Annotated in this window: 23 protein-coding genes; 5 read left to right on the top strand and 18 right to left on the bottom strand. The window is 43.1% G+C overall.

The genetic code is table 11. The annotated features are described in order from the left end of the window. Positions 1-213 precede the first annotated feature (213 nt). The 14 genes from L3V32_RS06855 to bolA form a co-directional block, all read right to left on the bottom strand. A complete protein-coding gene (locus tag L3V32_RS06855) occupies positions 214-765 on the bottom strand; it encodes a hypothetical protein (protein ID WP_054390486.1) in 552 nt (183 codons plus the stop codon). After that, complete coding sequence (locus L3V32_RS06850; RefSeq protein WP_237284021.1) at positions 758-3,535, bottom strand: hypothetical protein; 2,778 nt, start codon at positions 3,533-3,535, stop codon at positions 758-760. The genes L3V32_RS06855 and L3V32_RS06850 overlap by 8 nt, the downstream gene beginning before the upstream one ends. Positions 3,536-3,544: 9 nt before the next feature. Next, entirely contained in the window at positions 3,545-5,812 is a 2,268-nt protein-coding gene (locus L3V32_RS06845) for a hypothetical protein (protein ID WP_237284020.1), read from the bottom strand. After that, entirely contained in the window at positions 5,805-7,037 is a 1,233-nt protein-coding gene (locus L3V32_RS06840; protein WP_237284019.1) for a site-specific integrase, read from the bottom strand. The genes L3V32_RS06845 and L3V32_RS06840 overlap by 8 nt, the downstream gene beginning before the upstream one ends. A gap of 217 nt (positions 7,038-7,254) precedes the next feature. After that, on the bottom strand, positions 7,255-7,488 hold the full coding sequence (locus L3V32_RS06835) for a DUF2789 domain-containing protein (protein WP_012841486.1): 234 nt from the start codon (positions 7,486-7,488) through the stop codon (positions 7,255-7,257). A gap of 231 nt (positions 7,489-7,719) precedes the next feature. After that, the gene (gene nqrM, locus L3V32_RS06830; RefSeq protein WP_005436655.1) at positions 7,720-7,953 is read right to left on the bottom strand and encodes a (Na+)-NQR maturation NqrM; all 234 of its coding nucleotides are present in this window, start codon (positions 7,951-7,953) and stop codon (positions 7,720-7,722) included. A gap of 22 nt (positions 7,954-7,975) precedes the next feature. Continuing rightward, positions 7,976-8,980 (bottom strand): FAD:protein FMN transferase, encoded by a 1,005-nt coding sequence (locus tag L3V32_RS06825; protein ID WP_047008896.1) that lies wholly within the window; start codon positions 8,978-8,980, stop codon positions 7,976-7,978. Positions 8,981-9,135: 155 nt separating this feature from the next. Next, on the bottom strand, positions 9,136-10,359 hold the full coding sequence (gene nqrF / locus L3V32_RS06820) for an NADH:ubiquinone reductase (Na(+)-transporting) subunit F (RefSeq protein WP_005380271.1): 1,224 nt from the start codon (positions 10,357-10,359) through the stop codon (positions 9,136-9,138). A 33-nt stretch (positions 10,360-10,392) separates the two neighbouring features. After that, positions 10,393-10,989: an NADH:ubiquinone reductase (Na(+)-transporting) subunit E gene (gene nqrE, locus L3V32_RS06815; RefSeq protein WP_005380270.1), complete on the bottom strand. Its 597-nt coding sequence runs from the start codon at positions 10,987-10,989 to the stop codon at positions 10,393-10,395. Between the two features lie 7 nt (positions 10,990-10,996). Continuing rightward, entirely contained in the window at positions 10,997-11,629 is a 633-nt protein-coding gene (locus tag L3V32_RS06810) for an NADH:ubiquinone reductase (Na(+)-transporting) subunit D (RefSeq protein ID WP_005380269.1), read from the bottom strand. Beyond that, complete coding sequence (locus tag L3V32_RS06805) at positions 11,629-12,399, bottom strand: Na(+)-translocating NADH-quinone reductase subunit C (protein WP_006742550.1); 771 nt, start codon at positions 12,397-12,399, stop codon at positions 11,629-11,631. Before L3V32_RS06805 ends, L3V32_RS06810 begins: the two co-directional genes overlap by 1 nt. Then, on the bottom strand, positions 12,389-13,633 hold the full coding sequence (locus L3V32_RS06800) for an NADH:ubiquinone reductase (Na(+)-transporting) subunit B (RefSeq protein ID WP_237284018.1): 1,245 nt from the start codon (positions 13,631-13,633) through the stop codon (positions 12,389-12,391). The genes L3V32_RS06805 and L3V32_RS06800 overlap by 11 nt, the downstream gene beginning before the upstream one ends. A gap of 5 nt (positions 13,634-13,638) precedes the next feature. After that, the gene (locus L3V32_RS06795; RefSeq protein ID WP_041853022.1) at positions 13,639-14,979 is read right to left on the bottom strand and encodes a Na(+)-translocating NADH-quinone reductase subunit A; all 1,341 of its coding nucleotides are present in this window, start codon (positions 14,977-14,979) and stop codon (positions 13,639-13,641) included. A 473-nt stretch (positions 14,980-15,452) separates the two neighbouring features. After that, on the bottom strand, positions 15,453-15,761 hold the full coding sequence (gene bolA / locus L3V32_RS06790; RefSeq protein ID WP_237284017.1) for a transcriptional regulator BolA: 309 nt from the start codon (positions 15,759-15,761) through the stop codon (positions 15,453-15,455). A gap of 243 nt (positions 15,762-16,004) precedes the next feature. Between bolA and L3V32_RS06785 the strand changes: the two genes are divergently transcribed. From L3V32_RS06785 to L3V32_RS06770, 4 genes are all read left to right on the top strand, one after another. Then, positions 16,005-17,159 carry a methyltransferase gene (locus L3V32_RS06785; protein WP_109169588.1) on the top strand — a complete coding sequence of 385 codons (1,155 nt, stop codon included), beginning with the start codon at positions 16,005-16,007 and terminating at the stop codon, positions 17,157-17,159. Positions 17,160-17,191: 32 nt separating this feature from the next. After that, complete coding sequence (locus L3V32_RS06780) at positions 17,192-17,761, top strand: YajG family lipoprotein (protein WP_012841484.1); 570 nt, start codon at positions 17,192-17,194, stop codon at positions 17,759-17,761. Beyond that, entirely contained in the window at positions 17,761-18,306 is a 546-nt protein-coding gene (locus L3V32_RS06775; protein ID WP_053809811.1) for a peptidylprolyl isomerase, read from the top strand. Before L3V32_RS06780 ends, L3V32_RS06775 begins: the two co-directional genes overlap by 1 nt. Positions 18,307-18,377: 71 nt before the next feature. Then, entirely contained in the window at positions 18,378-19,730 is a 1,353-nt protein-coding gene (locus L3V32_RS06770; protein WP_006742554.1) for an MFS transporter, read from the top strand. A gap of 63 nt (positions 19,731-19,793) precedes the next feature. Here the strand turns inward: L3V32_RS06770 and L3V32_RS06765 are convergent, their stop codons facing one another. The 4 genes from L3V32_RS06765 to L3V32_RS06750 are packed head-to-tail and all read right to left on the bottom strand — an operon-like array spanning position 19,794 to position 23,030. Next, entirely contained in the window at positions 19,794-20,453 is a 660-nt protein-coding gene (locus tag L3V32_RS06765) for a ChrR family anti-sigma-E factor (RefSeq protein WP_114323558.1), read from the bottom strand. Continuing rightward, positions 20,450-21,034, bottom strand: coding sequence for an RNA polymerase sigma factor (locus L3V32_RS06760; RefSeq protein ID WP_005380255.1), 585 nt, complete (start codon positions 21,032-21,034; stop codon positions 20,450-20,452). Before L3V32_RS06760 ends, L3V32_RS06765 begins: the two co-directional genes overlap by 4 nt. 44 nt (positions 21,035-21,078) lie before the next feature. Then, positions 21,079-22,437, bottom strand: coding sequence for a DUF4397 domain-containing protein (locus tag L3V32_RS06755; RefSeq protein ID WP_237284016.1), 1,359 nt, complete (start codon positions 22,435-22,437; stop codon positions 21,079-21,081). After that, positions 22,434-23,030 carry an LON peptidase substrate-binding domain-containing protein gene (locus tag L3V32_RS06750; RefSeq protein ID WP_005380253.1) on the bottom strand — a complete coding sequence of 199 codons (597 nt, stop codon included), beginning with the start codon at positions 23,028-23,030 and terminating at the stop codon, positions 22,434-22,436. Before L3V32_RS06750 ends, L3V32_RS06755 begins: the two co-directional genes overlap by 4 nt. A gap of 323 nt (positions 23,031-23,353) precedes the next feature. Between L3V32_RS06750 and L3V32_RS06745 the strand changes: the two genes are divergently transcribed. Next, complete coding sequence (locus L3V32_RS06745) at positions 23,354-24,190, top strand: outer membrane protein OmpK (RefSeq protein ID WP_065645495.1); 837 nt, start codon at positions 23,354-23,356, stop codon at positions 24,188-24,190. Positions 24,191-24,239: the final 49 nt, after the last annotated feature.

The raw sequence follows: 24,239 nt of genomic DNA, 5'->3' as shown, positions 1-24,239 counted from the left end.
GGAAGTTTGACAGATTAAACAAACACAATGAAGGCTCAATAGTGTTGGGTTACATTCTATCGGATAACTTTTCGTAGGGTAAAACGCAAGCACCAAATTTTGTAGAGTATTTATTCCAGCTTATTTTGGGGCACAAACGTTTTAGCGCTTTTCCTGAATTAGCATTTACAGGATTACCTTTAGTATCACTAAACGGATAGCTTTTTGGACGTTTTATATAAGCCCTAGCTTTCTCTTTAAGTCGATAGGTAGGCTAGCTGAGGCTAAATCCAATGTTTCTTTAGTGCTGCGGCTTTTGAGTTCATTGTACTTCTTTTCTAAAGATTGGTGACTTTGAACAATGACTTCTTTTTTCTTAACTCTGATTCCCGTTTTCTTTCTACTTAATTGCTTCTTTTGCTCAAGCTCATGCATCTCTAAGAGTTCTTGATTAACATCATCAAAGAAGGCTTCAATGTCTTTACTGAATGAGGACGCATTAAAAATACTTTGTGCTGACCGACCAACGACTTTGGCGACGTTAGACTTTTTAATTTGGTAGAACTTCTTAGTCTTATTTGTTACTACCTCGCCAAAGCTTGAAATCGCTTCTTCAGCTTCCTTCTTCAAATCAAGAATGGCATGGTAAGCTTTATGGGTTGTATGCTCTGGATCATCAATAAGCCATGCTGGTTGTTCATTCGGAACTGATTCGGTAGAGGTATCATCTAACGAGTCCAGAAACTCATCCGACATAAGTTCATCTAAATCAACATCATTATGCATAGAGTGCTTCCTCTTCCTTAACCTTACTTTCTATCGCATTCATTGCTTTGCTAATTGCAGCTAAAATCTTGTCAACACTGTCAGCATTCTTTTCATTTCTAAGCTCTCTAATGCGCTTCCAACTTGATTTGAGTGTTGGTAGGTGAGCCTCTAACAAGAAACCCAAAGCGTGCTCCTGGAACGCCTCTTTCACCATTGGTTGAATCACTTGCCATATCCCTTTGATGTTGCCCTCAGTGATGAGTGCATTGGTACAGTTCAAGCAAAACTCAGGCTTGGCATCTTGTGGGTTTAACGACCCCATTTTCCAACATTTTGCTCTACAGTCCGCACCATCACGAGGAATGCAAGTCGCGAAAGGATTCACCTGAACATCAATGATACGACCACTTACCGCCTCTCTTAGCGCAAGCATTCCATTATCATCTGTCACTTGCGTTAATGATGTCGCTTTTTTCACGAACTGTGCCAGGCCGCCTACGTATTTTTCACCAACCTGCTCTGACTCTATAATCAGCAACTCGACCAATGAGTTTAGGTAACGTTGCTTCGCTGATTGCATTATCCCTCTAGCATCTTTATCCCTTAGATACGCCATGAAGAACGAATTATCTAGGTGAGCAAACTGGTGGCGTATGACCGCCCCCACATCACCCTGATAGCGTGTGAGAACTGACTCAGCCCATATATGACGAAAAGCGTGAGGAGAAGGATAGCGCACACCGTCTAATAACTCAGAGCTAATATCCAACATGGTTTTCGTATCATTTAAATCCACGGTGCCACTGGTTAGCAGTGCTTTCGTTTCATCGGAAAGATAAGTTTCGATGACTTCTTGATGCTTTGTATTTTCAAGAGCCTCACCGTTAGAAAATAAAATAAGAGAGACTTTCAGTGCATAATTGGAGTTAAACGTTGTGCAGGACAGTCGCAACCAATCTTTTTTCACCTTTTGAGCGCAAGAAAGCAAGTTCTTATAACGAGCACTGCCAATACTGTATTTGGCTGACAGCAATTCTAATTCTTTTTGCTCATCAATCGTCAATTGCGTAGTGTGCTTACTATTTAAGGCATCGAGCTTAATCACATCATTAAAAGGCTGGTACGCTCTGACAAAGCCTTCCCAGTTCGCTTTCACTCTATGCTGAATGTATTTTCCAGATTGATTGATATTTTCTTTTTTAGTGGCATTTCCTTCGTAAGGATACAGGCACGGCTCATCCCCTTCATGCCCAAACACCGCATTTAATTGCGCAGCAACTTGATAGCACTGAGAGGTGATTTCTCGATTAATTTTGGTCGAGCCGCCCGTTTTAGGGACAAACCAATTAAGCTTGAAGCGAAATGGAACGTGAGCATTGTCGAGAATATCCAAATTCGGCTCAGACTGTATCGCACTCAATGGAAAACCAAATTCAGATTGTCGGTAGCCTGTCCAGGCCACAATAAGGTTAGTCATCGCATAAAGCGGAGTATCTAAAGCTCCCTTAAAGTTTCGATACGTTTTAACCTCGTGATTAGACAGTTGTTTATTTGCCCAAGCGCCAATATCAGCAAGAAACGACTCTCTCCCCAGTCTTTGTTTAGAGACAATGGTTAGCATTTTTTCGTACACATCATCTGCGGATAATTGGCTTAACGATTCCGCCTCTAAAAAGGTTTTGTCTAAGGAAAGCAAGTAGCCTTGCCATACCTCATGCGATGTCTTATGCCCCTCCAAACCTAAGTACTTTTGCAGCATCAATACTCGGATTAATTCCACTGCATCACTTCGAGCGGATAAGCCTAACTCAATGACTAACGCTTCAATGGATTGGTCTTTTAAAGACGTTACCAACTCAAATCGCTTCGAGTATTCCTCAAAAAGCGCACCTTTCACTTCCACTGCAAGCGCATTAAAATTAATCCCCTTCCTGTGGGCAGCAGGCTTGTACTCTACATTCTCCAATATTGCTGTAAGCATGACTTCTCGAAGGGGATTAGCTGAACCACTACCTAAACTCTTCATCCCATATTTCGTGTCGATACTCTCAAATACCAATCGACATACGGAGGCATACAGAAAGTCGCTTTGATAAACCTGATTAAGATAGTCAACGTAATACTGCCCCAACTCAAGCCCAAGAAAGTTAAAGCTACCGCCTTTTTTAAACTCAGCAAGTGTGGTGCTGTATTGTGATTGGCAGACGTCATCTAAACTCTTTTCAATTTTCTTTTTTGTTAGAGAGGGGTCAATAACACCAACCACACCAAGCGCTTTGAGTTTGTTTCTTATTGTATGAAACCGAACTGACTCAATTGCCCCTCTGTAAGCAGGCGTTGATATACGGTTTACAAATCCATACTGGTTAACCGTTCTTCCCATGAACGAGGTCCAAAAAGACTCCAATAACGATACAGCAAGACTTGCGGCACTGCTTTCTTTAAAGAAAGCAAAAAGGTGCAACATCATTTGATAAGCAAAAAGAGCGTTTACAACACTCGTAGGGCTGATAACACTCAGACAAACTACCTTTGCATATTCCTTCGCATTTAAAGGGAAGTCATACCCATCCTTTAAGTAAGTCGCTATGGCTTCATGGTTAAACACAGGCAAATCAAACCATGAAAAATCCAATGGTCTGACGCTGCCATCTCTTTTATCTCTAAAGCGCCAAATATCAGAATAAACATCACCTTGCTCACTCATGAAATAGGGGTTAGCGGTCAGCTTTAAATTCTGCTCATGCCAAAAACTATCAATTGGACTTTTTAATACGGTTAGCGCCATGGCTCCCCCTTACATTGAATGAAAGACGCTCATTACCACGCCATTTTTTATCATTAAGTCAAACTGCTCCCGACCTTTACGTTGTGACGCTTTGCTCAACTTAGGTAGGGTATCTTCTAGCCATTCCACTGTCGGTATCACGGTTTTAAACAAGTGTTCAGGATTATGAGAAAGGAGCTTCTTATAATTCTTTTTGAATTCATGGAGGTAATTGTGCATTTTTAAAACCGTGATAGGGCTATCTGAAACATAGATTGGCGATAACGCTTCATTTTCTTTTTGGTTACTCAACGCCATCACGCCCACCTCATTAACACGTCCCTTTTCTTGCCCTGTGACGACTCTAAGCCTCGCATTCATTTCCTCATGTTTGTAGGCAATCGAATCTGTGACTGCCATGAATTCACTGTTAAATGCGGCGACTTGTTCTTCATTGTCTTGTTCTTCATTGTCTTGGTCAAAATTCAAGTTAAAAACATTCTGAATTAAATCCAGCATCACCTCACGAGTGATTCGACCAGAGCTATTCATCCACTCTTCATTCTCTTCGGTTAAGTAGCTGACTTTCTCGGTTTGGTTTGAGTGAGAGTTTCGATTGATCAGGTAATGCAATGTGTATGGGTCACTAAATGCATGAACCGCACTATTTTTAATAGCCTGAAGACCAAAAATGTATCTCTGACAAGGCGATGGCGATTGAACGACTAATTTACGCCTCTCTTCTGTCGCTATTCTTTTAGGGTACTTATTAACCACATTTTCAGGATGGATACCGTGAGAAATCAGGGCGCACATTGCTTGAGGCATTAAATTGGGTAGCTGCTGTTTTTCGTGTGCAACTTTAATTTTTTCAGACAAATCGCTTGTTTGAAGTAGCGCATTAAAAGCACCAAAAAATGAGCGAATTTGGTTACTCATCACCAACTCTTGCTTAGTAAAGAAAGGCAAGCCTTCATCTTGCTGCTCTAGTAGTATTAAAAGCGCCTTACCTTCTGGTGTTCGAGCGGATAAAGAGCGGGTTGTATGAAACACTTTGGCCCGACCTTTAAAATACTCACACTCAATATTGGTGACTCTCCCGCCAACTTTCATCAATCTAAAATCAGAGTGCCTTAGTTTAGGTATGTCAGTTGGTTGTACTGTTAAGCTTGCCATTAACCAAGCAAACATCAGCCCTTCGACATCAGTCAGTGCTTTTGATGAATCACCCTTTAACACACCCTTAATCCACTCGATAGAGAAAAGAGTACCATTTAATAATGTGGTACAATGGTAGTGAGTGAACACCACATTAACTTTCGTTTTGTCACGCTCTTTATTCAGAAAAAGGCTATCGCACTCATCCTGACTCTTTAATGCAGAAGAAATGATGCTGTAGGCAGCTAAACTCCTTGAATTAGAAAGAATCAACGCTTCTAGCGCTGCTTTAAGGGTATTCGATGGATTATCTTGCTTATGGTAAGCAGACAACATCAAATAAATGAGATTACCGACTGCTTTACACTTCTCATTCCTAATGCCCTTTGACTCAATAACTAACCAAGGACTTAGCTGAGGCTCCATACTCTTAATCAGCGTATGCAGTTCATCTTTATAGGTTTTCAATTCAAGAATAATAGTGGCTGCGGTTAGGCTTAATGAATTCACCGCCAGCTTTGGGGAAGCGAGAGCAGAGTAAAGCTCACTTCCAATACCAATATCGTCTCTTCTCAACCAATCTACCGCACCGAAATAACTGGCTATGGATTTTTGGGTTTTATTCAGGTTAGGGGTGGGTTTTGTTTCACGCAGTTCAATAAGATACGCATACTCATCACTACTTAACTCTTTCCCTAATGATTCAGACTCAATGGCATAACCCAACACAGGCTTTAATCTGTTTAATGGACTATCCCCACCATGATTCTCTAACTCATCCATACGGTCGGTTTCGTAAAGCTTTAGTATTTCGTAGCGATTTTCAATTTTGTGGGCATTAAGCCATGAAATGAATGGTTTGGCTGCCGACGAAAATAGATTTTTTGCAGAAAGCGCAGCGCTTTTATCAAAAAAGGTGTAGTTATAAGCCGCAATCATTGCCTTGTAGATGATTGTCTTATCGGAGTCCTTGGTGTCGGTCATGGATAGAGTATAAGCAGCATTCTGTGCAGTCCTAGGGATAGATATAGACCGAACAGAGAAAGGCAACTCTAGTGATGTAATAGGTTGCTTTTTCTTAAATTCACTGGATAGCGCCTTTTCTATCTCAGCGCTTGAAAATTCCGCTAAATTATCCATGAACCACCTCCTTTAGTAACTGCTCTCTCTGACCACAAGCATGAATGTACACTTTGGTGGTTTGGTTTGAATACTTGCTATCTACTTTGTGTCCTAAGCGTCTTGCGGTTTCAATATACACCGCAGATTCCGTGGTAATCGATTCGTATGATTTCTTTGCTTTTTGGCAACCTTCATAAAAAATATCAGTGCCAAATGAGTGTCTTAAGTGGTGGTAACTCAGCGTTTTATCCAACTCTTGGTAGCCTGAGTAAGCTTCTGGATTCTCTTGCATTAATTTGCGAACTTTCTTTAATACATCGGCAAAAACATCGCTTCCAAATCGCTCAGATACAACTTTACCTCGACTAGCATTGACTGAATTTGATACCAAAAGCTGATTACACTCAGTTTTTGGTCGCTCCAAATTATAATATCTCTTCATTAATGCAAGGTGATTGCGCTTAATATAAAGCTTTCTCTTTGAGCCATATTTTGCATGAAAAGAAGCTAGATGATACTCAAATTCCTCTTTATCAGGGTTATCCGCCATATCTTTAAAAAGACTCAATAAGCCTTTTTGAGTAGAACCATCAGCCCTAAAGTCCTTCAAGTAAAATCCTTGGTTTTCACGAGTTCGACAGCCAAGTTCCCCACCATTTCGGAGTGTAATTTCACTTAATAAGGTGCTGCAATTTCTATAAAGCAGTTCTCTTGTCGCTGGAAGGAGGTACTTTATAATGAGTTTCGACTTGTTATTTGAACGAACAATTTCTCTATTTTCTGAATAAATAAAGATTTTCTTATATGGTGCATCAAAAAAGTAAGAGAGCCAGTTGTAATAACTACTTAGTGACATCACCGCTCGATTAACTACAACTTCACTAGCTTCCATCGTCTGAATTAGATGGTCATTAATGAATGTATTCATATATTCAGCAGGAAGAGTAGTATGGTTATCGAGTATAAGTAGGGGGTGAGCTGATCCTTTGGCGTAATCTTCTAACCACTCAAGGAAAACGCCCAATTTCTCACCCCTGACATATTGAGCATCTTCACCAATTTCAACCTCCTTGAATTGGAAGTCATATTGTTCGGTATCAGGGTTCTTTACTTTCTCATGGACAACAGAAAGCCCATTCAAGGTGGTGTAACGATTATAAAGGCAAGGCAACAGAAGTGGCACATCGTTATCATCAAGATAAATCCAGTGCTTGTTATAGGTTTTATCATTTATTCTTTGCATACATTTTTTCCATTGCATTGCTACCTTTAAGTAAAAGGTAGCAAGCAATAAAAATACTTACAAATTTTTTCTTAAGTTAATACCCTCAAGTTTAAAAACAATCCATATCGACGTGAATGATTTTTCTGATTCGGTCTGACATAGCCATTAAACACTGTTCAAAAACACAGTATAAATTAAATCTGCCTTGATAGAAATGAGAGTTTGTAAACGTGCTTTAATCTCGTAACATCACATCAAGCTGATCGACCAACTCTGCCCAGTCTGCGTCTTCTTCAATGGCTTGTTTGAGAAATGTGGCCTGCGAACTTGTCCAAAAGCTGGCTTCATGCAAAGGGGCTGAAGCTCTTTTGTGTCGATGTTCGTTAATAAAGTCCTTTATCTCTTGAGGAGAGCTGCCGAGGCCTAATTGTTGAAACAATTCAGCCATACCGTGTTGATGCATTTCCATATTTCCTCCTAAGTTAACGCGCTTTAGTTTGAGTATATAACCAAATAACAGTTAAGTACGGTGATTAAAGGGAAATGACGTGGCTGTGAAGTCTGCACCGACTTAAGCCTCCGGTCATCCTAGATTAAACGTAGCAAGCAAAGTATAAACTCTCAGAGAAGTAGAGCGAGAAATATAAAAAAACCCAGCTTTAGCTGGGTTATTTTGTATTACTCTTTGGACGATCGATACTTAAGCAATTCGATCTTTTTCCCATGCAGCCAATTTCTCAGCTCGCGCCGCTTCACGTGCTTCACGTTTCTTACGCGCGTCACATGGTTCTGGACAGTTACATACCTTCTCAATACCTACTGCACCAAGACCGCCACAGCTACCCTTCACTACTTTCTTCTGGAAGATGTAGCCAACAGCCATCGCTGCGATTACCGCAACAAAAACTGCAAACGTAATTAGAAATGTACTCATAAGAACATGCTCACTTCTGTTGTTATTTCTTCATGAACGGCTTGTATGCTTCCGAAGCCAGTTCTTTAAAACCATTTTCCGTCTTCACAATCATGAAAACAGGAATATTATTTTCGTTCGCAATTGCCATGCCTTTGTCTTCACCTAGCACCATAAGACCAGTTGCAAGACCATCAGCAGTCATCGACGATTTATCTAATACCGTTACAGACACCACTTTATGATGAATAGGTTTGCCTGTTCTTGGATTAATAATATGAGAGTATCTCACACCATTACTCTCAAAGTAATTACGATAGTCACCACTTGTTGCAATTGCCATGTCCCCTGGCTCAATAATTTCTTGAATTGAGCGCTCATCAATAGTCGGCTTTTCAATCGCAATGCGCCACGGCACGCCTTCACGATTCACGCCTTTGAGACGCATTTCGCCGCCCACTTCTACCATGAAGTTATGAACCCCTTCAGATTGAAGGTAGTCAGCAACCACGTCAACCCCCCAACCTTTAGCAATAGTTGATAAATCGACATACAAGTTAGGAATATCTTTGGACAATTTATTGCCATCAACAGATAGATGATGAATGCCAGTATTGGCTTTGCGTGCCGCTAGCTCTTCATCTGTAGGAACGACATCAGGGCGAGCTTCTGGGCCAAAGCCCCAAAGGTTAACTAAAGGACCGACTGTCACATCCAATGCGCCTAAAGTAAGACCGTTGAGACGAATCGCTTCTTTGACTACGGTTGCTGTTTGTGTCGATACAGTAAATGGCTCACTCGTTTGATGCTGGTTAAAGCGACTTAATTCTGAATCATCACGGTAAGTCGACATTTGGTCATTAACCTCTTCCAGTAAGCGATCAATTTCCGTCTGCATCGCTTTTGGCGTAGGAATACCATCTTGCTCGATATATTTGATGTTATAAGAAGTCCCCATGGTAGGGCCACTTAGATGAATTTGATCTGCTGGCTGCTCACAGCCAGCCAAAATCAATAGAGAAGCGAATGCAACAAGCCACGTTTTCACTTGTTAACTCCCAATGTTGTTGAATTGATATGGGGAATGGGACCGATTACTTAAATCCAATTACCTATATCAACTGTTGAATATTATTTTTACTTCTACAAAAAATAATGGCTAGCTCTTAGAGAGCTAGCCATAGATTCAATCACTTGAAGGGATTAACCACCGAAGTCATCTAGTAGGATGTTTTCATCCTCTACACCTAGATCTTTTAGCATGCCGATAACAGCCGCATTCATCATAGGTGGACCACACATGTAGTATTCACAGTCTTCTGGCGCTTCGTGATCACGTAGGTAGTTCTCGTAAAGAACGTTGTGAATAAAGCCAGTGTAACCATCCCAGTTATCTTCTGGAAGTGGATCAGACAGTGCACAGTGCCATACGAAGTTGTCATTCTCAGCTTGTAGCATATCGAAGTCTTCTACGTAGAACATTTCACGCTTAGAACGTGCGCCGTACCAGAAAGACATCTTACGCTTAGAGTGTAGACGCTTAAGTTGGTCGAAGATGTGTGAGCGCATCGGAGCCATACCAGCACCACCACCAACGAATACCATTTCTGCATCTGTATCTTTCGCAAAGAACTCACCAAATGGACCAGAAATAGTACACTTGTCGCCTTCTTTTAGAGACCAGATGTACGAAGACATGATACCTGGTGGTACGTCTGGGTTGTTCGGCGGCGGAGTTGCGATACGAACGTTAAGCATGATGATACCGTGCTCTTCTGGGTAGTTAGCCATTGAGTATGCACGGATTGTCTCTTCGTTAACTTTAGACTCGTAACGGAAAAGGTTGAACTTCTCCCAGTCTTCACGGTATTCCTCAGGAATATCGTAGTCTGCGTATTTCACGTGGTGAGCAGGTGCTTCAATCTGGATGTAACCACCAGCACGGAAAGGTACTGATTCGCCATCTGGAATTTGTAGCTTAAGCTCTTTGATGAATGTCGCTTTGTTATCGTTAGAGATAACGGTACATTCCCACTTCTTAACGCCAAAGATTTCTTCAGGAAGCTCGATGTCCATGTCAGTTTTCATTGCAACCTGACACGCTAGACGCTCACCTTCACGAGCTTCACCTTTAGTAATATGGTCAAGCTCGGTTGGTAGGATGTCGCCACCACCTGATTTAACTTTTACGCGACACTGACCACATGAGCCACCGCCACCACAAGCAGAAGATACGAATACGCCAGCACCGGCTAGAGCACTCAGTAGCTTACCACCTGGTTGTGTAACGATCGCCAGAGAAGGGTCATCGTTCACAGAAATTGTAATGTCACCTGTTGGTACAAGCTTAGACTTAGCGAAAAGAATCACTAGTACTAGTGCAAGTACGATCAGAGTAAACATCACTACACCAAGAATAATGTCCATTGACTATTCCTTAATTGTTGCGGTTTACCCGACTTACAGTTGAACACCAGAGAAAGACATAAAGCCTAACGCCATAAGACCTACAGTGATAAATGTGATACCAAGACCACGTAGACCTGGAGGTACGTCAGAGTACTTCATCTTCTCACGGATACCTGCAAGAGCAACGATTGCCAGCATCCAGCCCACACCAGAGCCGAAACCGTAAACGATAGATTCAGCAAAGTTGTAGTCACGTTGTACCATGAAAGATACACCACCGAAGATTGCACAGTTTACTGTGATCAGCGGTAGGAAGATGCCTAGCGCGTTGTACAAAGGTGGGAAGAAACGGTCTAGAACCATCTCTAGAATCTGTACAAGTGCTGCAATTACACCGATAAAGGTGATGAAGTTTAGGAAGCTAAGGTCCACGCCCTCAACTAACGCGTTCTCTCTCAGAACTAGGTTGTATACTAGGTTGTTCACAGGAACAGCGATAGTCAGTACTACCACAACTGCAACACCTAGGCCGAAAGAGGTCTTAACCTTCTTCGATACGGCAAGGAAAGTACACATACCTAGGAAGAAAGACAGAGCCATGTTTTCGATGAAAATCGATTTAACTAACAGACTAATGTAATGTTCCATGACGTCCTTACTCCTTCGCTTCTACTTGTTCTGGTTTCAGAATACGGATTACCCAGATAAGGAAGCCGATTAGGAAGAATGCTGATGGTGCTAGTAGCATTAGGCCGTTAGGCTGGTACCAACCACCGTTGCTCACTAGAGGTAGAACTTCTAGGCCAAATAGTTTGCCTGAGCCAAATAGCTCACGGAAGAAACCTACAGTGATAAGAACGAAACCGTAACCTAGACCGTTACCAATACCGTCAATAAGAGATGGTACTGGCGCAGACTTCATTGCGAATGCTTCAGCACGACCCATTACGATACAGTTAGTGATAATCAGACCAACGAATACAGATAGCTGTTTAGAGATATCGTATAGGTAAGCTTTTAGCACCTGGTCTACCACGATTACTAGCGATGCGATAATTGCCATCTGAACGATGATACGCACACTGTTAGGAATGTGGTTACGGATCAATGAAACAGAGAAGTTAGACAACGCAGTTACAAATGTTACCGCTAGCGTCATTACAAAAGCTGTTTCTAGTTTAGTTGTTACTGCAAGAGCAGAACATACACCAAGAACTTGTAGCGCGATTGGGTTGTTATCCAATACTGGCGCTAGAATGCTCTTTTTAACGTTTTGTGCACTAGACATTAGTTAAGTTCTCCGTCACGAACTTTTGCTAGGAAAGGACCAAAGCCCTTGTCACCTAACCAGAAGTCAAATGTGTGTTGAACACCATTACTAGTGAGCGTTGCTCCTGATAGGCCATCAACACCGTGCTCAGAACCTTGCGGTGCGCCGCCTTTCACGACCTTAATCGCTGGCTGATGATCTTCATTGTACAATTTCTTGCCAATGAATTGATCGCGCCATGAAGGGTTCTCTACTTCACCACCAAGTCCAGGAGTTTCACCTTGCTCGTAGTAAGTAATAGCAGACACAGTGTTACCATCAGTTTCAACGGCTACAAAGGCATACATCATCGACCATAGTCCTTTACCGTGCATAGGCAAGATAACTTTTTGGACTTCATCTTGGTCTTTTACTAAGTACACCACTGCTGTATTCGCACGACGACGGATATCAGCGACGTCTTCTTCTGGTGTCAATGCGATTGAACGTTCTGCATCTTTTGATGCTTCACGCTGATCGTACGTAGATGCATTACCCTCAGTAAAGTTACCTGTTTCAAGGTCTACCAGACGAGGTTCGATGTACTCAGCAAATAGCTCTGGTACTTTCTTACCGTTCGCGTCAATGCCTGCAACTTCAACGATCTTTGATTGCTTATCTAGGACAGCGTTAGCTTTTTGCTTATCACGCAGACCTACTGCTGCTGTTGATACGATGATTGAACAAACAAGGCTCAACCCGATAACAACACCCAGCGTCTTTTTAATGCTGTCGTTATTACTTGCCATAGCGTGCTAGTCTCCGCTTGATGTTCTTCTCAATCACTACATGGTCGAACAGAGGTGCGAATAGGTTCGCGAATAGAATCGCCAGCATCATACCTTCTGGGTACGCCGGGTTAACTACACGGATCATCACACACATTGCACCAATCAGGATGCCGTACCACCATTTACCTTTGTTAGTAAATGACGCTGATACTGGGTCCGTTGCCATGAAGAACATACCGAATGCAAAACCACCTAGAACTAGGTGCCAGTGCCATGGCATGTTGAACATTGGGTTAGTGTCAGAACCGATCACGTTAAACAGAGTCGATACTGCAATCATACCGATCATTACGCCCGCAATGATGCGCCATGAAGCGATTCGCATGTAAACGATCATCGCTGCACCGATCATTAGAGCTAGAGTCGATACTTCACCAATAGAGCCAGGGATGTTACCGATGAAAGCGTCCATCCAAGTGATAGGAGAACCAGTTACAGTGTTAACTAGAGCACCGTTACCACCTTGAGCCCATTGGCTAAGAGCAGTTGCACCAGAGAAGCCGTCAGCTGCAGTCCATACTACGTCACCCGAGATTTGCGCTGGGTAAGCGAAGAATAGGAATGCACGACCTGCAAGTGCAGGGTTAAGGAAGTTACGACCTGTACCACCGAAGATCTCTTTCGCAACAACAACACCAAATGTGATACCTAGTGCCGCTTGCCATAGAGGTAGCGTTGGTGGAACGATAAGTGCGAACAAGATAGAAGTAACAAAGAAGCCTTCGTTTACTTCGTGCTTACGCACCATACAGAAAAGCACTTCCCAGAAACCACCAACAAGGAATACTGTTGCGTAGATAGGTAGGAAGTAGGTCGCACCTAGTAGCATCTTACTGCCAACGCCCGCATCAGCAGAAATCGTTCCGCCTAGCATTTCCGTTAGCCAGTAGTGCCAGTTACCCGCAACTACAGACGCTAAGTCAGCACCAGCGTGCATGTGAGTAAGTGCAGCGATAGCTTGGCCACCCGCGTTGTACATACCCCAGAACATTGCTGGGAATACCGCGAACCAAACCATGATCATGATACGTTTTAGGTCAACGCTATCACGAACGTGCGAGCTTTTATTTGTTACGATACCTGGCGTGTAAAAAACTGTTGCTACAGCTTCGTACAGGGCAAACCATTTTTCGTGTTTACCACCAGGCTCAAAATGATGCTCGATGTCTTCAAGAAACTTTTTAAGAGCCATGAAAATTACCCTTCCTTCTCGATAGTATCTAGGCATTCACGAAGTAACGTACCGTACTCGTACTTACCTGGACATACAAAGGTACACAATGCTAGATCTTCTTCATCCAGTTCAAGCGCACCCAGTGCTTGAGCACTGTCTGTATCACCTGCACATAGATCACGAAGCAGCAGAGTAGGCTCCATATCTAGAGGCATTACGCGTTCGTAGTTGCCAATTGGAACCATTGAACGATCACTACCATTGGTCGTCGTTGTCATATTGAACAACTGACCTTTGAATACGTGACCAAGGAAAGAGCGAGTTACCGAGAACTTATTCTTACCAGGCATTGCCCAGCCAAATAGTTCTTTTTCACGGCCTTCACGTAATACAGAAACCTGTTGATGGTAACGGCCAAGGTATGCGTGTGGACCAGTTGCATGTGTACCTGTCAGTACAGAACCAGAAATCACACGAACTTCGCCAGGCATCAGCTCGTTATCTGTTAGGTCATCCAAGCTTGCACCGATTACGGTACGAACTAGACGAGGGTTATTCACAACTGGACCAGCTAGAGACACAACACGATCTGTGTATAGCTCACCAGTTAGGAACAGCTTACCGAACGCGATAACGTCTTGGTAGTTGATACTCCATGCCACATTTTCTGCATTCACTGGGTATAGGAAATGCATGTGGGTGCCAGCAAGACCTGCTGGGTGAGGGCCATCGAAGACGTGTTCTTCTACGTTAGACTGTGAAGAGCGTGGCAAACTAGTGCCAGATTTACATACGTAAACCTTGCCTTCTGTCAGGGCTGAAAGAATGTCTAGACCAGCAATGAATGCTTCTTGTTGCTCATTAATGATCAACTCAGGCTTAGCTGCTAATGGATTAGTATCCATTGCAGTTACGAAAATAGCCTTAGTAGAAGACTCGATTGCAGGAACCTTGCTAAACGGACGAGTACGTAAAGCGGTCCATAGGCCAGAGTCAACCAACTGAGTCTTGATCACTTCACGATCTAGACCTGAAAGTTGAGCGGCTTCGAACTTATCAAATGTCACCTGCTCTTCACCTGCCACTTCAATCACTACAGATTGAAGGACACGTTTAGCGCCACGGTTAACTTCGATCACTTTACCGGCTGCTGGTGCAGTAAATTTCACGCCAGGGTTCTTTTTATCTTCAAAAAGAACTTGCGCTTTTTTCACTTCATCACCAACGCGGACATGCATTGTAGGACGCATGCCAACGTACTCTTCGCCAAGCAAGGCGACTTTTTTGATGGTCTTACCATCATTAATCACCTGGGATGGAGTTCCTGCGATAGGAAGATCCAAGCCCTTCTTTATTGTAATCATACGCACTTGCACTACTTTTATCGGGAAAAAGATTCTTTTGATTGCGTAACTTTTAGACACGACATCAGTGTCCGGTTTTGATGTTGTTTTAAACATCAAAATCGCAACATCCTATTAAAAATCTCGTCACAAGGAATACGCGAGATTTATCAGGTGCCGTAGTCTAGCATTTTTTAGGAACTTGATGCCATGACCAATCATTAGAATAGAGGGGTTATTTCGGTAGAATCAGGTCTAAAAGGTCAAAGAATAGTCATAACTTTGACCGATCGCACAAATGCCATATTCCATACATATCTTATGGAAAAGTCATATTCATCGCCTGAAATATCCTGCAATTTCCATTCATTTGTTGAAACACTGTTAACACATTTTTTAACCAGAATTTGTGCCACATCAATGCCCCTAAAGAATGTAAAACGAAAAAAGATGGCCTTAGCCACCTTTTCTCTGCACCTTTATATTTTGCGTCTTTAGTGACCGCCACCCATACACATAGGGCTATCAGGAGCGCCATCTTGTTCACGCTTCCACTCTTCATCAGTGTATGTATGAATAGCTAGTGCATGAATGTGGTTATCTAACTCATCTGACAAAATTTGATGAACTTGGCGATGGCGTCCAATCAAACGCTGTCCCGCGAACGAATCACTCACAACAATCACTTTGAAGTGACTCTCCGAGCCTGGTGGCACATTATGCATGTAGCTCTCATTAATCACTTTGAGATAGCTTGGTTGCAGCTCACTGTGTAGTTTCTTCTCTATGATTTCTTGGATCATATTCGTTCCTCATTGATGCGAATTCCATAAGTATATACCTAAGTAAAGCAGACGTGTATCACTCAAACATCACTCTCATTATTGATGCATTTTACGTTCAACTGATTTCAAAGCGCTTGACGCCATGAACATGCCTAGAGAGCGACCACCACTGAACACGTAAAATTTGACAGCTTTTTGTATCTCGACACGTCATCATTTGCGACAATAACACTTAATTTCTAAATCAACTTACATTTAGCTATGAAAACCGAACTGAATCTTCACGAGCGAAGCTTAACACTTCATCGTTTCCCAAAACGCAGCAATGAAACTCTACAAGCGTGGGATGCCGGTGATGAGTATCTTATTAATCATGTTGAAGAACTTGCTTTGCCAAACAATCAAAACATCCTCGTGATTAATGACAGCTTTGGTGCCCTCTCCTGCTGGTTTTCAGAAAAGCACCATGTAACGCTAATGAGTGATTCATTCATTTCTCATAAAGGTGTGCAGCAGAACCTTGAGCAAAACCAGTGCAATAAGGTAGCGTTTGCAACCACGATGGACCCCGTACCTTCCAATACTGAACTCGTATTGCTGCAACTGCCAAAAAGTAACCGTCACCTCGTTTGGATACTCAGTCAGTTAAGAAAAGCATTGCCTGCATCCTGCCCCGTCATTGCAGTTAATAAAGCGAAAGACATTCATACTTCAACGCTAAAACTGTTTGAAAAATATTTGGGTGAGACAAAAACATCTCTGGCCTGGAAAAAGCACCGATTGGTATTTGCTCAAGCAACGGTTGAACCAACAATTGAAGTAAGTCCTTTCACGACTTGGCGCGTTGATGGCGAAGATATCGAACTCAAGAACATGCCAAATGTCTATTCAGGAGAAAGCTTAGATTTAGGTGCGCGTTTTATGCTGCAGCACCTACCTCAAGACCCATTGATAGATAATGTTATCGATCTCGGTTGCGGTAATGGCGTTCTGTCTGTGAAGTTTGGTCAGCTGAATCCGAATGCTCGATTAACATGTGTTGATGAAAGCTTTATGGCGCTTGAGTCCGCGAAGCAGAACCTGCTAGATAACCTTGGTGAAAATAGAGACATACAGTGTGTTGCAAACAATTGTTTGGACGGTTTTAAACACAACAGCTGCTCTATGATTATGTGTAACCCACCCTTTCATCAACAGCAGGCCATCACCGATCATATTGCTTGGCAAATGTTCTGTGATGCAAAGCAAGTATTAAGTGAAGGTGGTAAGTTACTGGTGATTGGAAATCGTCATCTTGGTTACGACGCAAAACTAAAACGGCTGTTTGGCGATAAGAATGTGAAACTTATCGCTTCCAACAATAAGTTTGTGATTTTACAGGCCACAAAAAATCCTGCTAAATTAAGCGCAAAATAAGCTTTAGCAAAATAGTTAAAAGGAATAATAAAATGAGAAAATTGGTACTTGCGGCTTCGGTTGCGTTGCTTGCTGCGTGTTCAGCGCCTCAACAGCCTCAGCTGAATTTGATGCCAGAAAGCACACTGAGCACCAATCCAATTGTTCAAGGCAAGACTTACAGTTTGACCAGCAAAGATGTACGTGCAGCGCAGTACGTGGCGTTGGTGGATAACGGCCGTTCGAACATTCTTCCTCTTCATGCTAAACAGAATTTACGTATTGCGTTAGAAGAAGCATTAGAGAAGCAGTTTTCATCTCAAGGCTTCCATGCCGATCTAAACAGCAACAATGCAATTGAATTAAACGTTCAAGAAGCATTAGTTAACGTAAAACATTCGGTGATGGAAAATGAGATGGATGCGAAAGTCGTGCTTGAAATCACCGCAGAAACACCAGAAGGTAAACTGGTCAAAACTTACACAGGCACTGCGAAGCGTTCTGGCACATTGAGTGCGTCTGATGCCGACATTGAGCAAACACTGAATGATGTAGTGACATTAACACTTAAAGAAATTGCCAATGATCCTGAGCTTCGTCAATACATGCAGGAGCGTTTCTAATGTTACGCAAGGCAATTCTTTCTCTCGCGCTACTCAGCTGCAGCGTTTGGGCTGGACCAAAAGTGGCGTTTGAAACAACGTTAGGTTCATTTACTGTCGAACTGAATGAAGATAAAGCGCCGATTACGGTAGCGAACTTCCTGAAATATGTAGAAGACGGTAGCTATGAAGGCACTATTTTTCACCGCGTTATTCCAGGCTTTATGGCGCAAGGTGGTGGCTTTAACCAAGATATGCAAATGGTGAAGACTTACGCTCCAATCAAAAACGAGGGTAATAACGGTTTAAATAACGACCGTGCGACGATTGCAATGGCACGCACCAACGCGCCTGACTCTGCTACTCGTCAGTTTTTTATCAATTTAGTCGACAATGATTTTCTAAACTACGGCGCTCGTCCACCGGGTTATGCGGTATTTGGCGAGGTCACGGAAGGATTCGACATTATCCAAAAAATGGCAAAACAGCCAACTACGACGACTCGCGGTATGCGTGATGTTCCCGAGACTCAAATCGTCATCACTAAAGCAACACTACTTAAATAGCCAAAACGATAAGCCCTTTGAATAATCGAAGGGCTTTCTCTTTCAACGGCTTCATTTTATTGGATTGATTTATGTCTTCATTACCTTCCATCACTTGGTTGGAAACGGTAAAAAGTTACCTCGATAAACGACTCATGTGGGTTTTCATGTTGGGCTGCTCTAGCGGCTTTCCGTGGGTACTTATCGGTTCAAATATGTCTGGCTGGCTAAAAGACGCTGGTTTGACCCTATCCGCAATAGGCTACTTTGGTAGTGTCTTTGCGGTTTATGCAATTAACTTTCTCTGGGCGCCACTCGTAGACCGGGTGAAGCTACCAGTGCTCTATCGACTACTTGGACAAAGGCGTAGCTGGATTTTCTTCTGTCAAAGTATAGTACTCGTCGCGACGGTATTTATTGCGGGCGTGAATCCAGCAGAGAACTTGGTGTTTGCGTCTCTACTCGCCTTGTGTATTGCAACAGCATCAGCCACACAAGACATCGCGATAGATGCTTTTCGTATTGATACTTTCCCAAAATCAGAAGAATCTAAGCTGCCACAAGCTTCTGCAATGGCGGTCATTGGCTGGTGGACAGGTTATTCACTACCGGGTTATTTAGCGTTTGTTAATGCTGATAGCGTCGGTTGGAATGGCGTGTATTACGGGATGGCGGTGATAGTCGGCATTCTAATGGTCTTTACGATTTTAGTCGGTGAACCGAAGACTCAACGCGAACAACTTCAGTCTGCCGCTGAACAACGCCACAAAGAAGTGGTTGGTTCAAAAGTCGTGGCTTGGTTTACTGTGACTGTTGTAGAACCTTTCCTTGACTTCTTTAATCGCAATGGCGTCCGTGTCGCGATTACTCTTTTGCTGTTCGTTTTCCTATTCAAAATTGGCGAAGCGTTTTTGGGCAGGATGTCGATCGCGTTCTATAAAGATATTGGTTTTAGTAACGAACAAATTGGTTATTACTCCAAACTGATCGGATGGGGAGCCACTATCTTCTTTACCTTTGTCGGAAGCATGTTCAACGTCAGGTTTGGTATTGTACGTGGATTAATGATCGGCGGTATTGCTATGTCTGCCAGCAACTTGATGTTTGCTTGGATTGCATCGGTAGGCCCAAATGAGCACCTGTATTTAGCAACCATTATTGTCGATAACTTTACAACTGCTTTCTCAACCGTCGCTTTTGTTTCATTTTTGACGATTCTAACCGGACAAGCATTCTCGGCAACTCAGTATGCGTTGCTTGCCTCTTTGGGGAACTTCGGACGAACGACTCTTGCTTCTTTCAGTGGAGAACTGGTTGACTACCTCAATGACTGGAGCACGTTCTTTGTGCTTACCGCTGTTATGGTCGTGCCAAGCTTGATTATGTTGTACTCGCTACGACATTACTTTGATGCTTTATTAGAAAAAGCACGTCACAAGCACTAAGAAGCGCATCAAAAAACCACCGAATTCGGTGGTTTTTGTTTTGCGAGATATGAGATAAGAGGTCTATGGGTATAGCCCTTTGCCAAACATATTAAATATACGTGCCACACCTTGAGTAAAGATCATCGGCTCAGTCAGTACAGTTAAACACAAGCAATCTTCTCCGGCCTTGGTGTAAGGGCTGTGCTTCACTGACGCGTCTCTAATCATCAAATCGCCCTCTTCATATTGGCCATCCTCGTCACTAAACCCACCATGTAGGATCAATGTAGATTCTAAGCCTTTGTGCGTATGTTGAGGAATTTGCACATCTTCTCCGATGTACATTAAGCTAACACGAGCATCTTCCCCTAGATCAATCTGAGCACTGAAAACCTTGCCTCCGTAACTTCTCCATGACCCTACAAGGTCAGAGAAACGCGCTAAGGTTTTGGGAAGCTCAAAGCTCTTTCCTGCAACATTCACTGCGGCAGGATCTCGGATAACGATGCTATCTGTCGCTGGCTCCGCATTGATAATATCATTGAACATATCGTCGAATTCAGGGACATATTCAGAGGGGATGTCGCTCACGATATTCGCTTGGCTGGCTTCGACATGGTTCACATAAGCTCGGCACTTGGTGCATGTTTCTAAATGGGTTGCGACCACAAGACCAGAAACTGCATCAATGCTTCCCGAAGCGTATGCTTCTAACAAGCTGTTATCTGGGTGTTTGTTCATAGTTGCTCCGTATGCATTGAATGCCTTAGCTTTTCTACTGCAAGCCTCAGCCTGGATTTTACGGTACCGAGGGGTATATCAAATAATTCAGCGACCTGCTGATGAGGTAGCTCTTCAAGATACACCGCTTGTAAAACGTCTCTCTGATTTTTCGGTAAAATATCTAAAAATTTAACCACCTGTTCTTTCAACATGTCTTGCTCTGGTGAATAGTGATCAACAAGATCTGGTGGATAATATTCTGACGGCCAAATGTCATCAGAATGAATGTGTAACTCCTTACCTTTCTGCTTTCTCAACAGATCAAAGCATAGGTTTCGGATTATGGTGTATATCCAAGTCGATAACGCGCTCTTTTCCCCATCATAGAGGTGCGCTTTCTGCCAAACTGTCGCCATGGTCTCTTGCACCATCTCCATAGCAACTTGCTCATTACCAACATGTTTGTAAGCGAATTGCTTCAGCTTGGGTGCGTAAAAACGGAATACAAAAGCGAACGCGTCTTTATCTCGAGCTTTCACTTTGTCCATGTAATCGTTCCAATCACTGCGCCCCAGTTTTTTTGGGCTATCACTCATCATAATCGGCCTTAATTTTAGGGAGGAGTCATCTCCTCCCATTCGTCCTAATCGGTAACGTCATCAACCAACAAGTTGAAGCCACCGTTGTTCCCATCATCAATGGCAACCACTTGATACACAACACCATTCATCACATTGACTGGTGCTGAATCAATAGCAACCGTACTTGGATCGCCTGCCACTGTCACGGTTACATAATAGGTACCTTCAGCGACATATAATCCCTGAACGCTATCTTTGTACGCAAAATTAGCAATAGTTGGATCACTTCCATCTATTCCAGCACTTGTAGTGAGATAAATATCCACCATTTCCGCTACGGGATTCGCCGCCGCATGTGTCACATTCAGCGTCGCGCTAGTTGCCACTGCACGTCTCATGTCTTTAACAACTAGAGGTTCGATATCAATCGCTGGGCTAACAACACCGACTGCGTAAACACTGTAATCCATTCCGCCCGCAACCATTAATCCGTCAACATCGATAATAGGATTGGTTGTTGTGCCATCCACGTAAACGTCAATATCGTAAGCGCCAGCATCGAGATCCAAATAACCACGAATCTCTTTGAACGCTAAGTCGGCAAGAGGACCGAAGGCCGCCCCGTTAACGTTGACATCGACGATTGGCGCTCCATCAACAAGATGTCCAACTCTTACTTCAGCTTGGCTGCCCATATCCTCGATTATAGAAGATCCTGAACCATCCAATACCAACAGCTTAACCGGTGACGTGCTATTTGAATCTCCGGTACTGATAGCGGCAATCGTCAAGTTTGAATTAGCAGCAAGAGATACTGTGCCCGAGTCAAAAGCAACGCTATCCCCAACAGCAAGTCGAACTTGGTACTCACCAGCGGGGATGTTCAATACGTCTGTAGATGCTTTGTATGCAAGATTCATAAGCGGTGTCGCGCTAGCAAGATCAGCCCCGGGCTCGGTGACGTAGAGATCAACGGCAGGAACGCCAGACGCTGCATGAACAACTTGAACATCTAAACTATTGGCATCAGCCATTGAATCGGCGCTGCGAGTCACAACTAAAGGTTCTACTGGGTTTGGCGAACCATCGGCATCACCAACAACGAACACGTTGTAATTGAGGTCTGAATCGAGATCTAATTCTGTTTTAGGTATTACAGTCGCGGTTTCATCGCCTGGAAGTTGAACATCAACTTGAATTGAGTTCATACCCTCACGTAACTTCATGTAACCAGAACCCATACCATAATCAACACCTGTCAATGATGATTTATCGTTTATCCACACATTTGCAAGCGGCGCATCAGAAGACGCATGTACTGCTTGCAAATTGGAATACTCAATGGTGTCGCTGTCGGAGCCACACGCCGCCAGTCCTAATGCCGCCACCATAGTTAGCGCAGCTCTGCTAAATCCTTTCATATCCTTGCCTCTTTGTTAGTCGGGGCTTCTATGGCTTCTGTCAGAAATTGCAACGCAGGAATGCAGTTCTCTGCGCCAACGAGCTGTTCGAACAGATTGCAGTCTAAAGGAAGTAATTCAAGCCAGCGCTGGGTCACCCAAGCTGAGTCATCGTAAAAACGATGCTGGTAGAGGTTTCCAAGTTGAGGAAACTCTTCATAAACATGGGATAACTGCTGACTTAAATAGAAGAAATCTGGTGAGTTGTCTGGATGTTGCCAATTGTCTAACCATTCGACCTCTGCATGGCGTAAGCCGTCCGCATCTGCACGAACTCGTTTGACAACAAAGCGTTTCTCACCAGCGACTGTAATACCAAGAAGACCATCACTGAGTGTTTCAAAATCAACGATCCTGACCAAAGTTCCGATAGATGAAACATTTCCCACGTCTTTAGGGTCACCTTCACTACCTACTAGGCAAACTCCAAAACCCACATTTTGTAGGCTGCATTCCTTTACCATTCGCTTATATCGTGGCTCAAAAATGCGCAGATTCATTTTACCTTCAGGGAGTACAACTGAAGTGAGTGGGAATAACATGACTTCTTTCATTCAAACGTCCTCTTTGATTCACCGATACATACGAATCCCTTATCACTCCGATCACTAACGATTTATGTTGGTTAATCGACTGGCTTAAAAAGTCATAAAATAGCTTACGCAAACGATCCAAATCACATATTTATTGCAATCAAATGCAACAAACAAAAAGTTCCGTAAATAAAGATAATTTCGTGACGCAACTCACCAAAAACGTTCAATTTTGCACCCTTTATCACTTTCATTTGGGATTTTTATCGCTATTATTCCCGCCAATTGGAAAGCGCAGCACAGATTGCGTGTTCTGAATCATTACAAACATAGAGAGTCCCCTTATGCGTAAATCACTTTTAGCTCTTAGCCTTCTAGCGGCTACTTCAGCTCCAGTTATGGCGGCAGATTACTCTGACGGCGATATCCACAAAAACGATTACAAGTGGATGCAATTTAACCTAATGGGTGCATTTGACGAACTTCCAGGTGAGTCTTCACACGACTACCTAGAAATGGAATTCGGCGGCCGCTCTGGTATCTTCGACCTTTACGGCTACGTTGATGTATTCAACCTAACTTCTGATCCAGGTAGCGACAAAGCTGGCGCAGAGAAGATCTTTATGAAATTCGCTCCACGTATGTCTCTAGATGCTGTAACTGGTAAAGACTTGTCTTTCGGCCCAGTTCAAGAGCTTTACGTAGCGTCTCTTATGGAATGGGGCGGCGGCGGTGCTACTAACTGTAGTGATGATGGCTCTATCTGTATTGAAAGCGACACTGTAAACACACAGAAAATCGGTCTTGGTTCTGATGTAATGGTTCCTTGGTTCGGCAAAATTGGCCTAAACCTTTATGGTACATACGACTCAAACATGAAAGATTGGAACGGCTTCCAAATCTCGACAAACTGGTTTAAGCCATTCTACTTCTTCGAGAACGGCTCATTCATTTCTTACCAAGGTTACATCGATTACCAGTTTGGTATGAAAGATGATATCAAACAGCTGCAGACATCCAACGGTGGTGCAATGTTTAACGGTATCTACTGGCACTCTGACCGCTTCGCTGTAGGTTACGGCCTAAAAGGTTACAAAGACGTATACGGTCTTAAAGATGGCGGTTGGGCAGGTAAAACAACTGGCTTCGGTCACTACGTAGCTGTAACTTACAAGTTCTAATAGAACCGATAAGTTCCCCAAAAATGGCGCCTCTTGGCGCCATTTTTAT

This window comes from Vibrio sp. J2-4 (genome assembly GCF_021728155.1).
Taxonomy (GTDB): Bacteria; Pseudomonadota; Gammaproteobacteria; order Enterobacterales; family Vibrionaceae; genus Vibrio; species Vibrio diabolicus.
This window is presented reverse-complemented; position numbering and strand designations above follow the sequence as displayed.

Bases quoted from the DNA above. Each gene is read 5' to 3' on its own strand.
- nqrF (WP_005380271.1), bottom strand. From the start codon at position 10,359: ATGGACATTATTCTTGGTGTAGTGATGTTTACTCTGATCGTACTTGCA.
- L3V32_RS06795 (WP_041853022.1), bottom strand. From the start codon at position 14,979: ATGATTACAATAAAGAAGGGCTTGGATCTTCCTATCGCAGGAACTCCA.
- L3V32_RS06785 (WP_109169588.1), top strand. From the start codon at position 16,005: ATGAAAACCGAACTGAATCTTCACGAGCGAAGCTTAACACTTCATCGT.
- L3V32_RS06775 (WP_053809811.1), top strand. From the start codon at position 17,761: ATGTTACGCAAGGCAATTCTTTCTCTCGCGCTACTCAGCTGCAGCGTT.
- L3V32_RS06805 (WP_006742550.1), bottom strand. From the start codon at position 12,399: ATGGCAAGTAATAACGACAGCATTAAAAAGACGCTGGGTGTTGTTATC.
- L3V32_RS06780 (WP_012841484.1), top strand. From the start codon at position 17,192: ATGAGAAAATTGGTACTTGCGGCTTCGGTTGCGTTGCTTGCTGCGTGT.
- L3V32_RS06760 (WP_005380255.1), bottom strand. From the start codon at position 21,034: ATGATGAGTGATAGCCCAAAAAAACTGGGGCGCAGTGATTGGAACGAT.
- L3V32_RS06755 (WP_237284016.1), bottom strand. From the start codon at position 22,437: ATGAAAGGATTTAGCAGAGCTGCGCTAACTATGGTGGCGGCATTAGGA.
- L3V32_RS06840 (WP_237284019.1), bottom strand. From the start codon at position 7,037: ATGCAAAGAATAAATGATAAAACCTATAACAAGCACTGGATTTATCTT.
- nqrM (WP_005436655.1), bottom strand. From the start codon at position 7,953: ATGAGTACATTTCTAATTACGTTTGCAGTTTTTGTTGCGGTAATCGCA.
- L3V32_RS06855 (WP_054390486.1), bottom strand. From the start codon at position 765: ATGCATAATGATGTTGATTTAGATGAACTTATGTCGGATGAGTTTCTG.
- L3V32_RS06800 (WP_237284018.1), bottom strand. From the start codon at position 13,633: ATGGCTCTTAAAAAGTTTCTTGAAGACATCGAGCATCATTTTGAGCCT.
- L3V32_RS06750 (WP_005380253.1), bottom strand. From the start codon at position 23,030: ATGAAAGAAGTCATGTTATTCCCACTCACTTCAGTTGTACTCCCTGAA.
- bolA (WP_237284017.1), bottom strand. From the start codon at position 15,761: ATGATCCAAGAAATCATAGAGAAGAAACTACACAGTGAGCTGCAACCA.
- L3V32_RS06845 (WP_237284020.1), bottom strand. From the start codon at position 5,812: ATGGATAATTTAGCGGAATTTTCAAGCGCTGAGATAGAAAAGGCGCTA.
- L3V32_RS06765 (WP_114323558.1), bottom strand. From the start codon at position 20,453: ATGAACAAACACCCAGATAACAGCTTGTTAGAAGCATACGCTTCGGGA.
- nqrE (WP_005380270.1), bottom strand. From the start codon at position 10,989: ATGGAACATTACATTAGTCTGTTAGTTAAATCGATTTTCATCGAAAAC.
- L3V32_RS06770 (WP_006742554.1), top strand. From the start codon at position 18,378: ATGTCTTCATTACCTTCCATCACTTGGTTGGAAACGGTAAAAAGTTAC.
- L3V32_RS06810 (WP_005380269.1), bottom strand. From the start codon at position 11,629: ATGTCTAGTGCACAAAACGTTAAAAAGAGCATTCTAGCGCCAGTATTG.
- L3V32_RS06835 (WP_012841486.1), bottom strand. From the start codon at position 7,488: ATGGAAATGCATCAACACGGTATGGCTGAATTGTTTCAACAATTAGGC.
- L3V32_RS06745 (WP_065645495.1), top strand. From the start codon at position 23,354: ATGCGTAAATCACTTTTAGCTCTTAGCCTTCTAGCGGCTACTTCAGCT.
- L3V32_RS06850 (WP_237284021.1), bottom strand. From the start codon at position 3,535: ATGGCGCTAACCGTATTAAAAAGTCCAATTGATAGTTTTTGGCATGAG.